The following is a 14516-nucleotide window of genomic DNA, read 5'->3' as shown; positions in this document are numbered from 1 at the left end:
TGACACAAGCCTTTCCGCTCCCCATTGCCGTGTCAAGCGGTGCTCTTACAACTTCTTGACAGGCGGGATGCAGTCTCGCCGTTGGAACCGCGTTGTCCGGTAGACGGAAGGGGGACAACCGTGGCTCAATTGCTGAGTCTCGACGACTGTGAACAGCTCACCGCACGGCACGTGCACGACCTCTATCGCAGGTATGTCAACCGAAGCCAGGTGGCGCTGATGACCTCGTTCGGTTTCGGGCGGGAGCTCGTCGAACGGGCGGAAGGCGCCTGGTTGCACACCACCGGCGGCCGCAAGATACTCGATTTCACCGGCGGTGTCGGCGTGCTCAACCACGGGCACAACCACCCTCGTATTCTGGCCGCCCGCCGGCGTTTCCAGGACGCGCACCGAATGGAGGTGCACAAGACCTACTTCTCGCCGTATATTGCGACGCTGAGTCACAACCTCGCCCAGCTGCTGCCGGGCGACCTGAACATGTCGTTCTTTCCCAACTCCGGGGCCGAGGCGGTCGAGGGAGCCGTCAAGGTCGCGCACAAATACCACGGCGGAAAGCGCGGCACCATTCTGCGGGCCGATATCGGTTTCCACGGCAAGCTGCTGGGCTCCGGCAGCCTCACCGGCACCGGCGGTTTCCGCTTTCCGGAGATCCCCGGCGTGGTCGCCTTTCCCTACGGCGATCTGGACGCGGTGCGGGCGGCGGTGGCCACGGCGCGTACGGCCCGGGGCGGCTGCGACGTGTACGCGATCATCGTGGAGCCGTTCAGCGCCTCGACGATGCGTTGCTGCTCCGAGGAGTTCCTGCGAGGGCTGCGGCAGCTCTGCGACGACAACGACATCGTGCTGATCTTCGACGAGATCTACACGGGCTGGGGCAAGACCGGCAGCCTGTTCCACTTCATGCGCTATACCGGCCTGGTCCCGGACCTGCTCACCACGTCGAAGTCGTTCGGCGGCGGGAAGTCATCGATCTCGGCCTACATCGCGCGGGAACCGGTGTTCCGCAAGGCGTTCGACAACCTCGCCGACGCCGTCGTGCACAGCACGAGCACGACCTACTACGGGTTCGGCGAGGAGACCGCCACGGCGATCGAGGCGGTGAACATCGCCGTCGAGGACGACTACCCGCGGCGGGCCCGGGACATCGAGCGGATCCTGGCGCCCGGCCTGCAGCGGATCCAGAAGCAACACCCGGACACCGTCTCCGCCATCGCCGGCGCGGGCGCGCTGTACGGCATCTTCCTTGACGGAGGGCCGAAAATCCTCGACCTCGCGGCCCGGCTCGCACCGCGCGGGCTGCTGGCCGACCCCCGGCTGCGGATCAAGATGATCACCTGCTCGGTCGTGGACGCGCTCTACCGCGATCACGGCATCTACACCTACTACACCCTCAACGGAGACAACCCGCTGGTCGCCGCGCCGCCGCTGGTGGTCGAGCCGGCCGACGTCGAGTTCTTCCTCGACTGCCTGGACGCGACGCTGAGCAAGGGCCTGCCGCGGCTGGTCACCCGGTTCATCAAGGAGAAGGTGGTGCCGCGATGGCCGGCCGGGTCGTAGTCACCGGGAGTTGCGGGATGCTGGGCGACACCCTGGCCCGGTTCCTGGTGGACAACGGGTTCGATGTCGTGGGTGCCGACCTCAGGGCACCGGCCACCCCGCAGCGGTGGACCTGCCGGATCGCCGATGTGCGGGACACCGAGCGGATGACGGCCCTGCTGAAGGGGGCGGACGCGGTGGTGCACTGCGCTTCCGCGCTGCCGAGCTATCCGGCCGACGCGATCCAGGACGTGATCGTGCGGGGCACCACCAGTGTGCTGACCGCCGCCCGCCGGGCCGAGGCCGGCCGGGTCGTGCACATCTCCTCGACCGCCGTGTACGGCCTGCCCAGCCTGGTGCCGACGCCGGAGGACCATCCCCGGGAGCCGGTGGACGTCTACGGCCGCGCGAAGACCGAGGCGGAGGAGGTGGCCGAGAAGTTCCGGGCCGACGGGATGTGCGTGACCATCGTGCGGCCCAAGACGTTCCTCGGTCCCGGCCGGATGGGCCTGTTCGCGATGTTGTTCGAGTGGGCGCGGGAGGGCCGGAACTTCCCGGTGCTCGGCAGCGGCAACGTGCGCATCCAGATGCTCGCGATCGAGGACCTCGTCGCCGCGATCGCGACGGTGCTGACCGCCGAGCAGGACGCGGCCAACGACACCTACAACATCGCCGCCGCCGAGTTCGGCACGCTGCGCACCGACTTCCAGGCGGTGCTGGACGCGGCCGGGCACGGCAAACGCGTGGTGTCCCTGCCGCAGCGGCCGGCGCTCGCGGTCCTGCGGCTGCTCGAACGGACCAAGCTGTCCCCGGTGTACGGGCGCCTGCTGCACAAGCTGCTCGCCGACTCCTACGTCAGCATCGACAAGGCCCGCGACCGGCTGGGCTTCCGGCCACAATCGTCCAATGTGGACGCTATTCTGCGGACCTTCGAGTGGTGGCGGGAGTCCACTGTGGCCACCGCGCCGTCGCGCAACGGCAACACCAGCCGGGACGCCTGGCGGCAAGGCGCCCTGTCGGTCGCGAAGGTCCTGTTCTGACGCCTGAGCATCTGTGAGGAACGCCCATGCTCGAAACTCGTCCCGCGAGGCGGTCGCGCGCCGCGCCCCGGTTCGGGGACCTCCTCGCCCTGACCCGCCCGCTGCACGCGGTGAAAAGCGTGCTCCTGGTGCCGGTCGCGCTCATCGACACCCCGAGCTGGACCGCGCACGAACTCGGCGCCATCGGGTGGGCCGTCGTGGTGTTCAGCCTGGCCGCGGCATGCGTGTACGTGGCCAACGACATCATCGACCGGGACCGTGACCGGCGCCATCCGGTCAAACGCCATCGGCCCGTCGCCGCCGGCCAGGTCTCAGTCCGCGCCGGAATGCTGTACTGCGCAACGCTGCTGACCCTGCTCGGGGTGCTGGTCGCGACCGCGCCCGGTGGGCCGTACTGGCCGGTGCTGGGCTACCTCGCGCTCAACCTGGCCTATGTCCGGGGCCTCAAACACGTTCCGCTGCTCGACATCGGTACGGTCGCGATCGGCTTCGTGCTCCGGGTCGTGCAGGGTTATGTGAGCGTGGGCCGTCCGGTGTCCGCGTGGCTGGTGGTCGCGGTGCTCTCGGTGTCGCTGTTGCTGCTCATCGGGAAACGGCGGCACGAGCTGACGGCCGCCGGTCTCGCGCATCGCCCGGCGCTGCGGGGCTACAGCCCCGAGCTGATCAACCAGCTGTTGCCGATCACCGGCATGTTGGCGGTGGTCGCGGGCCTGATCTATCTGTCCAGCGACGCTCTGCTGGGCGCTTACCACCGGGTTGCCGTGCTGTTGTCCGCGCCGTTCGCGCTTTTCCTGCTGTTCCGCTATTTGCAGGTGCTCGTGGTGCGGCAGGGCGGCGGTGATCCGCTGCGGATGATGCTGCGGGACCGGGTCATGGTGGTCGCCGTGGCCCTGTGGTTCGGCGGTCTGGCCGTGCTGCTCATGCTGGCCCGTTCGGCGGTGATGGCGTCGTGAACCCGAGCGTCTCGGTCATCATTCCGTGCTACAACGCGGAAAAGACCCTGCGGGTGTGCCTGGAGTCGGTGTTCGCCCAGTCCTGCCGCCCATTCGAGGTGATCGTCGTGGACGACGCCAGCACGGATTCCTCGTCGCGCATCGCCAGGGAGTTCCCCTGCACGCTGATCCAACAACCCGTCAACGGCGGGGTCTCGGCGGCGCGCAACGCGGGCGCCGCGGCCAGCCACGGTGAGGTGCTGTTCTTCCTCGACTCGGACGTGGCGCTGGCCACCGGTGCGGTGCAGGGCGCTTTGCGGGTCCTTGAGGAGGACCCGGAGTGTGGCTGCGTGTTCGGTGTCTACGCCAAGGAACCGCTGATCGACGACGGTTTGGTGGAGATCTACCGGACGCTGCACCTGCACCACGTCCTGACCCGTTCGGTGGGCCTGACCAAGACCGCGGTGTTCGCCCTTGCCGGGATGCCGCGGCGGGTGTTCGACGAGATCGGGTGGTTCGACCAGAACCTGCGCAGCGGCGAGGACGACGACTACAGCGAACGCCTGCTGGCCCGGTACCGGATCCGGCTCAGCGCGGCCGTGGCCGGCTGGCACGACGAGGCGGACCGGTTGCTTCCGTTGCTGGCCGAGCAGTTCCAGCGCGCGCAACTACTGCCGTACATGGCGCGCAACCGGCTTCGGCGCGGCGCCCTAGTCGTCAACCGCAGCGCCGGATTGCTGGCTGCGGCGCTCACCGTCGCGACGGTCCCGGCGGCCGTGCTGCGGCCCGCGCTGCGCGCTCTGCCGGTGGCCGGCCTTGCCGCGTTCGCGGCCGCCGACCCCGCGCTGGCGCGGTTCGTGCTGCGGGAGAAGGGGCCTTGCTTCCTGATGTACTTCACCGCGGTGCATTTCCTGACCCAGCTGGCGTTGTTGTCCGGTGCGGCGGTCGGCTGGGCCCGCGCCGCGCTCGATCCCGCCTTCGGGCCGACCCATCGACGGAAGGGCTGGTGAGCCATGCTGGTCTCGGTCATCGTGCCGAACTACAACTACGGGCACGTGCTCGGCCAGTGCCTGCGGGCGATCCAGGCACAGAGTTATTCGCCGATCGAGATCGTCCTGGTGGACGACGGCAGCACCGACAACTCCGTCGAGGTGGCCGAATCCCTTGGCGTCACGCCGATCCGCACGCCGGCCAACCGCGGCTGCGGTGCGGCCCGCAACCTCGGCGCGGCCAACGCCACCGGCGAGATCCTGTTCTTCCTCGACTCGGACATCGCGCTCGACCCCGGTGCGGTCGCGGCCGCGGTGGAGCTGCTCCAGTCCGAGCCGAACATCGGTGCGGTGTGCGGGAACTACGAGCCCGAGCCGCTCAACCCGGGTGGCCTGACCAAGGAGTACCGCAATCTGTTCCACCACTACTACTGGCGGGCCGCGGAGGGGCCGACTGACATCCTGGTGCCGGCGATCACCGCGATGACCCGGAAGGTGTGGGACGACGTCGGCCCGTTCAGCGAGCACTTGATGCAGACCGAGGCGGCCGTCGTGGCCGGGCGGCTCATCGACCGCTACGAGATCCGGATAACCTCCGCGGTTCGTGGTCACCACGACGACGACCCGAACCTGTGGGTGGTGCTGCGTAAGGTGTTCACGCGGACCCGCATGCAGGTGCCGTTCTTCTTGCAGCGCAGGTATGCGGCCGGGGTGATCGGCTCGTCCGAGTCGCGGGTGAGCGCTTCCGCGGCGCTGTCCCTTGCAACCGTGCTCCTGCCACTTGTCACCGGTGTGCCCGCGCTGGCAGCCGTGCCGCTTTTGGTGCTGTGCGGGTATCTCGCCACCGACCGGCGGATGTACCGGTACGTGTTCGGCCTGCGCGGGATCGGGTTCGGCGTGTTCTTCACGGCCACGCACTACCTGGTCAACCTGACCATCGCGGCCGGGGCGGCGATCGGCATCGCGCAATGGGCGGTCTCGCCGTCGTTCCGCAGGCTCTACGGGTAGCGGCGATGGTGTCGACACTGGAGGAGAAGGCCCCAACGCGGTATCGGCGTGCACTGAAAGCGGCCGCGTACGTGCTGGCGTTCGGGTTTCTCGCGTATCAACTCTGGCGCGTGCGCGACGGACTGGGCACGAGCCTGCGCACGGTCGGCTGGGCCAGCGCCGTGCTCGCCACGCTGCTCGGGATCGCCGGCGGCATACCAGGGTTCTTTGCCTGGCGGGTACTGCTGACCAAGCTCGACGTACGTCTGCCTCTGGTCAGCGCGGTCCGGGTGTTCTTCCTCGCCGGGCTGGCGCGGTACCTGCCCGGCGGGGTGTGGCCGGCGCTCGCGCACGCAGTGGCGGCCAAACCCCTTGGCGCGCCACCGGCTCGGATGGCCGGGGCCTACCTCGCGAGCCAGGTGCTCGGCCTGGTGGCCGGGATGGCGGTCGGGCTGCTCGCGTTGCCGCGGCTGGTGGCGGCCGACCCGGTCTGGTGGATCCTGTTGCCGGTCCTGCTCGCCGCTCTGGTTCCGCTCGTCTCGCCACGCCTGCTGGCGGCCGCGTTCCGGGGCGTCAGGCGGGTGTCGCGCCGCCGGGATGCCGGTGCGTTTCCATTGCCCGACAGGGGAACGCTGCTCGTCGCGACCGGCTTGAGCGCGGCCGGATGGGTGGTCACCGGGCTGTCGGTCACACTGCTCACCGTGGCGTTCGGCGCACCGATCGGCCCGGCCGTCCTCATTGGGGTCGGCGGGTTCGCGCTGTCCATGCTCGCCGGGATGCTCGCCGTGGTGATGCCGTCCGGGCTGGGGGTCCGCGACGTCATCCTCGGCCTCACTCTGGCCACGCTGGTGTCCGGGCCGGACCTGGTCACCGTGGTCGTGCTCAACCGGGTCGTGCTCACCGTCGGGGATCTGGCCTCGACGGCTGTTGTCCTCGGGCTGCTCGGGTGGACCGTCAAGCCCGGACCGAAAGGGGGTTCCTCATGATGGACAAGGTGGAACTGTTGCGTGCCATGCCGGCCATCAACCGGCCGCTGCAATGGCTGGAACGGCACCCGACGCTGCACGGCCTGGTGCTGGCCGCGTTCGGGCTGCGCCGGCCGATCTTCGTCGACCACCGGGTCCGCCCGCTCGCCCGGCCGGAGCATCCCGGGATCACGGCGATGATCGAGAAGAACCGGGCGAGCTATGCCGACCGGCTCACCGGTTTCGTGGAGCTGGCCGACCAGCTGGCCAAGATTCCCGTGTACGGCAGCCGGGACGGTCACAAACCGTACTGGGACAACGGCTGGCTGCCCGCCCTGGACGCGATCGCGCTGTACGGCCTGCTCGCCGAGCGCAATCCCAAGCGCTACCTGGAGATCGGCTCCGGCAACTCCACGAAGTTCGCGCGGCGCGCCATCGGCGACCACTGCCTGCGCACCGCGATCACGTCCATCGACCCGCACCCACGGGCACAGGTCGACCTGTTGTGCGACAACGTGATCCGCGATCGCCTCGAGGACACGGACGTCGAGGTCTTCGCCGGGCTGGAAGCGGGCGACATCGTGTTCCTCGACGGCTCGCACCGGGTCTTCACGGGCTCGGACGTAACGGTGTTCTTCTTCGAGATCCTTCCGCTGCTGCGGCCCGGAGTGCTCGTGCACATCCACGACATCGCGCTGCCCAAGGACTATCCGCTGGAGTGGCGCTATCGGTACTACTCCGAGCAGTACCTGCTGGCCGCCTTCCTGCTCGCGGAGCCCGCCCGGTTCGACGTCGTGCTGCCCAACGCGTTCGTCGACGGCGACGAGCAGCTGCGTAGTTTGCTCGACCCGCTGTGGCCCCGGATCGGCTTCACCGAGAAGTACAAGCCCACATCGTTCTGGCTCGAGGTCCGATGACCACCACCGACTCCGCCGAACGACCCCGGGTGTGGCGATGGACCGGGCGGGCGCTGCTGGCGGTCCTGGCCCTGTGGCTCGTCGCCACCTCGGTCAACCAGCTGATCACCGGCGACTACTGGTTCGGTGGCATCCCGAACCCGTTGCCGCCACTGCTGTTCTTCGCCGGACCTCCGCTGGTGCTCGCCGCACTGGTGCTGCTCGCGCTCAGCCGGACCAGACTGTCCCGAATGGACAGACAGCTGCTGGGCGGCTCGATCGCCCTGGTGCTGCTGGTGTCGCTGCATCTCCTGCTGTCCGGCCGGACCTGGCTCTGGGTGTTGCCGGACCTCATGCCGCCGCTGTTGTTCGTGCTGATGCCGGTGGCTTTGCTGGTCATCCTTGCGGTGCTGTGGGTCCGGCGCTCATTGCGCACTCGGCGAGTCGGCGTCGCGGCCGCGGTGCTCACGACCGCCGCGCTGGTTCTTGGGGCAGGGCAGTCGGGTATCAACGCGGCGGCGTTCACCGGGGGAGTGACGGATGGGCCTGCGCCGCCCGGCGCCCTGCACATCGTTTCCTGGGACACACTGCAGTGGGACTCGGGCGCCGATGGGTTCTTCGAGTTCCTGACCGAGCGGCGCGCGGATGTGTACCTCCTGCAGAGCTATGCCCACAGTGGACCGGAGACCGGGGAACTGGTGCGGGATGCCGACCGGCTGCGCCGTGAGTTCCCCGGCTACCGGTTCGCCACTATCGGCGGCCTGCTCACGATCTCGCGCTTTCCCATCGTGGCACAGGTTCCGCTGGAGACGAACCCGGTTCAGCCGCCGGGAACGCAGAACATCTGGTTCCTCGCGGGCTGGCGCTTCGGGGCGCTGCGCACCGATCTCGATGTGAACGGCCGGATCCTGTCGGTCTACAACGCGTTCTTCTACGATCGGTACTTCCTGCACGTCATGCCGCTCACCCCGGCGTTCTTCGCGGACATCCGCGGGCTGGCGGAGGGCAGACGGCAGCAGGTGGACCGGCTGCTCGCCGACGTCCGCGCGAATCCCCATCCGGTGATCATCGCGGGCAACCTCAACCTCCTGCCGAACACCGGCGACCGCGACGGGTTCGACGGCTTCAAGGACGCCGGGCGGGCCGATCGGTCGCTCTACCCGGTGTCGCTGACGTTCTTCGGGTTGCCGCTGTGGCGGATGGACTGGACGTTCACGTCGCCCGGCATCGGCATCCACTCCTACGATCTCGTCTCGCCGCACGGACTGTCCAGCCGCCATCTCCAGGACGTCGTCGTGTCACTGCACTCCAAGTGAGGACGCCATGCCCGCACTGGCCACTGTCATTGTGCCCAACTACAACCATGCCCAGTCGTTGCCGCTGTGCCTGGCGGCCATCAAGCAGCAAACCTATGCCCCGCTGGAAATCGTCGTCGTGGACGACGCCAGCACGGACGACTCGGTGCGGATCGCGGAGTCGGCCGGTGTGACGGTACTTCGCAACGAGCGCAACGAAGGTCCGTCGGTGGCCCGCAACCGAGGCGCCGAGTGGGCCAGCGGTCAGTTCCTGTTCTTCGTCGACTCGGACGGTGCGCTCGCCCCCGACGCGGTGGCCAACGCGGTCGCGTTGCTGGAGGCGGATCCGGATCTCGGTGCGGTGTGCGGGATCGACGATGCCGAGCCGTTGACCATCGACAGCCGGGTGGAGGAATACCGTGCCCTGCAACACCACTACTGGTGCGTGGCCTCGGAGGGAGAGGTCTCGTTCCTGTTCTCGGCGATGTTCGCCATCCGCGCCAAGGTGTTCCGCGAGGTCGGACCGTTCAACCCGCGCCTGCGGCTGACGGAGGAGGTCGACTACGGCAACCGGCTCGCCCAGAGCCACCGGATGGTCAGCACGTCGGCCGTGACCGGCAAGCTCGACCACGACCACTTGTTGAGTCCCTTGCTCGGCAAGCTCTTCCATCGCGTTCGCGCCCGGGTTCCGCTGTACACCAGGAGGAAGCGGTTCGCGCAGGGGTATGAGACCCCAGCGCGGGCGGGCAGTAGCGTGTTCGCGGCGCTCGCCGTTCTCACGCTTCCGGTTGCGCTGCTCCTCGGGCCGGTGTGGCTCGCGCTTCCCGCGCTGCTGCTCGCCGGTTCGCTCGCCTGCGACGCCCGGATGTACCGGTTCGTGCTGGCGCGCCGAGGGCTGCCTTTCACGTTGTTCTTCGCCGGTGTGCATTTCCTGGTGAACCTCACGATCATCGGCGGGCTCGCGACCGGCATGCTGCAATGGCTGGCATCGCCCCGTTTCCGCCGGCTCTACGATTCGGCCCCGGTCACCGAACGGGCGCGCACATGAACGTGCTGTTGGGGTTTGCCCTGGCGTGGCTCGTGTTCGTTGTGCTGCACCGGTTGTTCTCCGGCCGGTTCTGGTTGTGGCTGTTGCCCGACCTGATCCCGCCGGTGAGCTATGTAGCGGTGCCGCTGGTCCTGTTGGCCATCTCGGTTCCGGCCGCGCAGCACTGGACCACAGCTGTGGCCTTGTCAGCAGGGCTGCTCGGTGTTGGCCACAGTGGACTGAATCGCCATGGGCTCGTGCGGTCGGCCTCGGGCCCTGGCGCTGTGCGGGTGCTGTCGTGGAACACCGAGTACTGGGATCAGGCGGACACCGCCAAGGGTTTGTACGAGTTCCTGAAGGCGAAGAACGCCGACATCTACGTCCTGCAGGAGTGCCTGCACGGCGTGCACGTCGATCCGCGACCGGTCGCGGATCTCCGGTTGGACACCGAATTTCCTGAGTATCACATCGCGGCCGCCGGTGAACTGGTCACGCTGTCGCGGTTCCCGATCGTCAGCCCGCCGACCACCGGCACGTCGTGGCGTACGGAGTACGACACGATCAAGATGCTCCGTACTGACATTCAGCTGGACAACGGCATCCTGTCTGTCTACAACGTGCACATCCCGGTCCAGTTCGTCCGCGATGACAAGGTGTTCACCCGCGACTTCTACACCCGCCTGCGGCAACGCAACCTGCACCGGAAGGCGCAGTTCGACGGCCTGCGGGCGGACATCGAGGCCAACCCGAACCCGGTGCTGGTGACCGGCGACTTCAACAGCACCGGCGCCATGGGGGACCTCAGGTGGCTGCGCAACCGGCTCACCAGCGCCAATTCCGCCGCCCGGCGGTGCTGGCCGGCGTCGTGGCCGGCCCACGGCATGGCCCTGTGGCAACTGGACTGGACCTTCACCCGCGGCCTGCGCGTCCACCGGTACGAGTTCCACGACCCGCACGGCATCTCCGATCACCGTACCCAGGAACTGCACATCTGCATGGGAGGCACCAACCATGACCGATCTTCGGCTTCTGCCGCCGTCAGCGCTGGTCCGGACCAGTGAGGTAGACCATCCGGACTGGAACTACCGGCCGCTCCTCGGTGCGGTCCAACGCCTGCGGTTCCGTACCATCGTCAAACTCCTGGCGGGCACCACCTACGGCCGCCTGCTGGAGATCGGCTACGGCAGCGGGGTGTTCATGCCCGAGCTCGCCTCGCACTGCGACGAACTGCATGGCATCGATCCGCACCCACATCTGTCCGAAGTGGAGCGCAACCTCACCGCGCAGGGCATCAACGCCGATCTCACCCGCGGCACCGCCGAATCACTGCCCTACGACGCCGACTTCTTCGATTGCGCGGTCACCATCAGCGCCCTGGAGTACGTACCGGACATCGAGTCTGCCTGCCGGGAGATCCTGCGCGTGCTCAAACCCGGCGGTGTCTTCGCGGTGGTCACCCCAGGCGTCACCCCGCTGTGGGACCTCGCCCTGCGCGTGACCACCGGCGAGAGCCCCAGCCAGTACGCCGACCGCCGCCAGAAACTCCAACCCGCCCTGCGCCGTCACTTCGACGTCGTGCGCGAGATCCGCATTCCCCGCTTCGGCCCACCCGCGATCCGCCTCTACACCGGCCTCCTCCTCAGGAAACCCGGATGACCACGCCCGTCACGCTGCGTAGCAGTTTGCGGTCTGGGGGTGGAGGGCCGTAGTGTTGGACAGGTTAGACGTCGTAGAGCTGGTGCGGTTGAGCTGACAGCCGGGCCGCGATCTCGGTTGCTGCGGACCTTGTGTGTTCGGGTCGATGTCGCTCACCTCCCGGGTGCATGACCTTCGTGGTTGCATCTTGTTGAGGAGCGCCCGATGACCATCAACACATTCGCCACCCCCTCTATCATCTCTGTCAGAACAAGCCACCAGGCCCAGATCGCGGTGGTGCACGTCGCCGGCGAGGTGGACATGTCGTCCGTCGAACCACTGGAGTCGGCTGTCCGGCACGAGCTGACCGCGCGCCCGCCCGGCCTGGTGATGGACCTGCTGAACGTGGTGTTCTGGGGATCTTCGGGCCTGCGGGTGCTGATCCAGGCCCGCGACCAGGCCGAGTCGGCCAGCACGCGGCTGCGCGTGGTGGCCACGGCGCCCGCGGTGCTGCGCCCCCTGGAGCTCAGCGGTCTGGCCGAATTGTTCGATGTGCGCGGCTCCGTGTCCGCGGCTGTGCGCGACCTGGTGGCGTAGCCGGGCTGGTGGACGCCGGGCATCCTCAAGGGTGTGCGTGCGGTGTCCACGTGCGCCTGTGGCCGGGTTGACCGGCTCAGGCACCGTCTGGCGCGGTGGACATGCGGCGGACGAACTCGCCTGCCACGTCACGCAGTTTGACGTTCTGGTGCTGGGACTGCTTGATGAGGCGGTCCATGGCCTGCTCGTCGGTGAGCTTGTGGACCGCCATCAGGATGCCCTTGGCCTGTTCGATCACCGCGCGGGAGCGCATCGCCGCTTCGAGGTTGGTGGCGACGGCCCGGGTTTCCTGGTAGCGCCGGTTGGTGCGCAGGCCGAATCCGACGATGGTGGTGTAGAGCTCGAGGAGCTTGGAGTCGGTTTCCTTGAAGCCGTGGTCGCCGAAGCCGAACAGGTTGATCGCGCCGGCGAGCCGGTCGTCCACGCGCAGTGGTGCGGCGAGGTAGCTGCGGACCGCGTGCAGCTTCGCCGAGGCGACGAAGTCCGGCCATTTCTCGCTCGCGGTGTCGATGGACAGCCGTACCGTCTGTCCGGTGCGGGCGGCCTCGAGGCACGGCCCGTGGCCCGCTTCGTACTGGGCGACGTCGACCTTCAGGGCCCGCTCGTCGGTGTAGGCGGCTGTTTCGGCGTGCTGGCCGCGGATGGCGGTGATGCTGGCCATGTCCGCACCCGGCACGACCCGTACCGCCTCCGCGCAGATCGTGGTGAGGATCTGCGGGCCGCCCGAGTCGTCCTCCAACGCGGAGGTGAGGTCCCTCATCGCGGCGCGCACGTCGTCCAGCAGTTCGACGACCTGGTCACTGCCCTGCATCGAACCTCCCGCCTCGACCTCAGGCGACTGTCGGTCAAGAGCTTCCTGCAGCAACCGCTGGAGGTTCAACGGGAAGGTGATGGTAAGCAGGGAACGGTCTCAGGTTCAATACCGAAATTGAGTGTTTTGGCACGGGCTGTACTGGATATCGCATGTACAGGCTGGGCCGGCCGTTTTGCAAGTCGTGGCGTGGTCCGGCCAGGCTTCGTCGGTCCAACAGCGGGCCGGCGGGGCCGCCTTAATCCTGCGAGCACCGGCCCCCTGACGTCTCCGGTCAGGCTTCGTTGCCGGGGGTGAGGTCTCGTACCTGCTGGAATCCCAGTTGCGCTGACGTCAGCGTGGCGCCGACCGACGCCGGCCGGACGAGGACGCCTTCGTGGTCGCCGGTGTCGATCCGCTGGATGATCCGCCCGGTGAACCTGCTCGGGCAGTCGGTGAGCAGCGGAATCCCCTCGATCCCCTGGTGCCAGGCGCAGCGGGCGAACTTGTCGGTGGAGAACCCCGTGGTGGACCCGAAGAGCGTGGCCAGCTCGAGGTTGTCCTGGGTGGGGAAGTGGATCCCCAGCAGGTCGGCGGAGCGCGCGACGAGGTACGTGTGGTTCTTCTTGGACAACCACACCATGAACAGCGGTGGGTCGATGCTGCACTGCGACGCGAAGCCGACCAGGCACCCGGCCTTGCGGCCCTGAACGGCCGTCGTGACGATCAGCATCGGATAGTCCAACTGACCGGCCAGGGAGTCGAAGTCCGGTGCCGCGGCGGGCGACGGCATGGCGTGGTCCTCCATCATCAGCTGTTGTCCGTTGGCGACCACAGGATCTCATCCACTGCGATGAGATCGGCGATGTGTCCGAGCGCCCGGCCCGGCCGACGCTGGTGGGCGGAAACCGTCGAGAGCGGGGAGTCGTCGATGGCTGCGGGAGATCGACCCGGGCATCGAATCGACGTCCTATCCGGACAGTCTACAGTCGACGTTTGACGGTTGAGCTGACCGGCGGTGTCCAACGAGGGCAGGCGATACGTGGACGGCGCCATCCGCACCTCCGCTGGACCGAGCACGCGCGCCTCGCAGCGAAAGCCGGGCGCGCGCAGGGACTGGGAACAAGGGGGTGAGCCCGTGCGGGCTCACAGACTCAATTCACGACCATGTGCGGCACCTGTTCGACAAGCTCAACCTCGTGCCCGACGAGGACGGCCGTCGCCGTGTCCTGGCCGTCCTCGCCCATCTGGGAGCGCACGCGTGAGTTACGGGGTGTTCCAGCCGGAGACGAACCTGCGGACCGCACCCGTCGCCGGGTCGTACATCGACCGTTCGATGGTGCCGATGTTGGCGCCGTAGATGTGGATCCCCACGGTGGGTTCGTCGCCGACGGCCGCGACGGCGTGAACGTCGTCGTCGGTCGTGCAGCACACGGTGACTTGCCCGCGTTCCCACACGTGTTCGCCCGCTGGTGTGAGTGGTGTGCCTGGGTCGGCGGGTTTGAGGTAGCGGAACTCGCGCTCGGCACCGGAGTAGATGCCGACGACGCCCCAGGTCTCGTGTCCGTGCACAGGCGTGCGTTGACCGATGTCCCAGACGACGGCGGCCACGCACCAGGCGTCGCCGGGAGCGATGTAGAGCGGGTAGTTGACGTGATGGCCGGCCGATGGACGGGTGAACTCGGGTGGGAGCCGGTAGCCGCCGGCCAGGAGGGCGGACAGCAGTTCGCCGACCCGCTTGGTGATCTCGTGTTCGTCGTCGGTGGAGCCGACCACGACGTCCACATCGTCGATGAAGGCCTGCAAGGTGGTCACGGTGGTCTCCTT

The 14516-nt window shown here is 68.0% G+C and carries 15 protein-coding genes; 12 read left to right on the top strand and 3 right to left on the bottom strand.

Going from position 1 to position 14516, the window contains the following annotated elements; genetic code table 11:
- Positions 1-120 precede the first annotated feature (120 nt).
- From AB0J95_RS16040 to AB0J95_RS15985, 12 genes are all read left to right on the top strand, one after another.
- On the top strand, positions 121-1557 hold the full coding sequence (locus AB0J95_RS16040; RefSeq protein ID WP_364757686.1) for an aminotransferase class III-fold pyridoxal phosphate-dependent enzyme: 1437 nt from the start codon (positions 121-123) through the stop codon (positions 1555-1557).
- Positions 1539-2576, top strand: coding sequence for an NAD-dependent epimerase/dehydratase family protein (locus tag AB0J95_RS16035; RefSeq protein ID WP_364757684.1), 1038 nt, complete (start codon positions 1539-1541; stop codon positions 2574-2576). The genes AB0J95_RS16040 and AB0J95_RS16035 overlap by 19 nt, the downstream gene beginning before the upstream one ends.
- Before the next feature lie 26 nt (positions 2577-2602).
- On the top strand, positions 2603-3529 hold the full coding sequence (locus AB0J95_RS16030) for a UbiA prenyltransferase family protein (protein ID WP_364757682.1): 927 nt from the start codon (positions 2603-2605) through the stop codon (positions 3527-3529).
- The gene (locus tag AB0J95_RS16025; RefSeq protein WP_364757681.1) at positions 3526-4518 is read left to right on the top strand and encodes a glycosyltransferase family A protein; all 993 of its coding nucleotides are present in this window, start codon (positions 3526-3528) and stop codon (positions 4516-4518) included. Before AB0J95_RS16030 ends, AB0J95_RS16025 begins: the two co-directional genes overlap by 4 nt.
- Positions 4519-4521: 3 nt before the next feature.
- A complete protein-coding gene (locus AB0J95_RS16020; protein ID WP_364757679.1) occupies positions 4522-5505 on the top strand; it encodes a glycosyltransferase family 2 protein in 984 nt (327 codons plus the stop codon).
- Positions 5506-5510: 5 nt separating this feature from the next.
- Complete coding sequence (locus tag AB0J95_RS16015; RefSeq protein ID WP_364757677.1) at positions 5511-6470, top strand: lysylphosphatidylglycerol synthase domain-containing protein; 960 nt, start codon at positions 5511-5513, stop codon at positions 6468-6470.
- Positions 6467-7366, top strand: coding sequence for a class I SAM-dependent methyltransferase (locus AB0J95_RS16010; RefSeq protein WP_364757675.1), 900 nt, complete (start codon positions 6467-6469; stop codon positions 7364-7366). Before AB0J95_RS16015 ends, AB0J95_RS16010 begins: the two co-directional genes overlap by 4 nt.
- Positions 7363-8661 carry an endonuclease/exonuclease/phosphatase family protein gene (locus AB0J95_RS16005; RefSeq protein WP_364757673.1) on the top strand — a complete coding sequence of 433 codons (1299 nt, stop codon included), beginning with the start codon at positions 7363-7365 and terminating at the stop codon, positions 8659-8661. Before AB0J95_RS16010 ends, AB0J95_RS16005 begins: the two co-directional genes overlap by 4 nt.
- A gap of 7 nt (positions 8662-8668) precedes the next feature.
- Positions 8669-9688, top strand: coding sequence for a glycosyltransferase family A protein (locus AB0J95_RS16000; protein WP_364757671.1), 1020 nt, complete (start codon positions 8669-8671; stop codon positions 9686-9688).
- The gene (locus tag AB0J95_RS15995; protein ID WP_364757669.1) at positions 9685-10728 is read left to right on the top strand and encodes an endonuclease/exonuclease/phosphatase family protein; all 1044 of its coding nucleotides are present in this window, start codon (positions 9685-9687) and stop codon (positions 10726-10728) included. The genes AB0J95_RS16000 and AB0J95_RS15995 overlap by 4 nt, the downstream gene beginning before the upstream one ends.
- Positions 10679-11323: a class I SAM-dependent methyltransferase gene (locus AB0J95_RS15990; protein ID WP_364757667.1), complete on the top strand. Its 645-nt coding sequence runs from the start codon at positions 10679-10681 to the stop codon at positions 11321-11323. The genes AB0J95_RS15995 and AB0J95_RS15990 overlap by 50 nt, the downstream gene beginning before the upstream one ends.
- 204 nt (positions 11324-11527) lie before the next feature.
- Positions 11528-11899 carry an STAS domain-containing protein gene (locus tag AB0J95_RS15985; protein WP_364757665.1) on the top strand — a complete coding sequence of 124 codons (372 nt, stop codon included), beginning with the start codon at positions 11528-11530 and terminating at the stop codon, positions 11897-11899.
- Positions 11900-11975: 76 nt separating this feature from the next.
- Here AB0J95_RS15985 and AB0J95_RS15980 read toward each other — a convergent pair whose 3' ends face one another.
- The 3 genes from AB0J95_RS15980 to AB0J95_RS15970 all read right to left on the bottom strand — a co-directional run bounded on the left by AB0J95_RS15980 (position 11976) and on the right by AB0J95_RS15970 (position 14504).
- Positions 11976-12710, bottom strand: a complete 735-nt coding sequence (locus tag AB0J95_RS15980) for a GAF and ANTAR domain-containing protein (protein WP_364757664.1) — start codon at positions 12708-12710, stop codon at positions 11976-11978.
- A 274-nt stretch (positions 12711-12984) separates the two neighbouring features.
- Positions 12985-13524 carry a flavin reductase family protein gene (locus AB0J95_RS15975; protein ID WP_364757662.1) on the bottom strand — a complete coding sequence of 180 codons (540 nt, stop codon included), beginning with the start codon at positions 13522-13524 and terminating at the stop codon, positions 12985-12987.
- Between the two features lie 431 nt (positions 13525-13955).
- Positions 13956-14504, bottom strand: a complete 549-nt coding sequence (locus AB0J95_RS15970) for a hypothetical protein (protein ID WP_364757660.1) — start codon at positions 14502-14504, stop codon at positions 13956-13958.
- Between the last annotated feature and the right edge of the window lie 12 nt (positions 14505-14516).

It is taken from the genome of Actinocrispum sp. NPDC049592, from assembly GCF_040675465.1.
Taxonomy (GTDB): domain Bacteria; phylum Actinomycetota; class Actinomycetes; order Mycobacteriales; family Pseudonocardiaceae; genus Kibdelosporangium.
The sequence above is the reverse complement of the archived record's forward strand: the minus strand, read 5'-3'. Positions and strand labels throughout refer to the sequence as shown.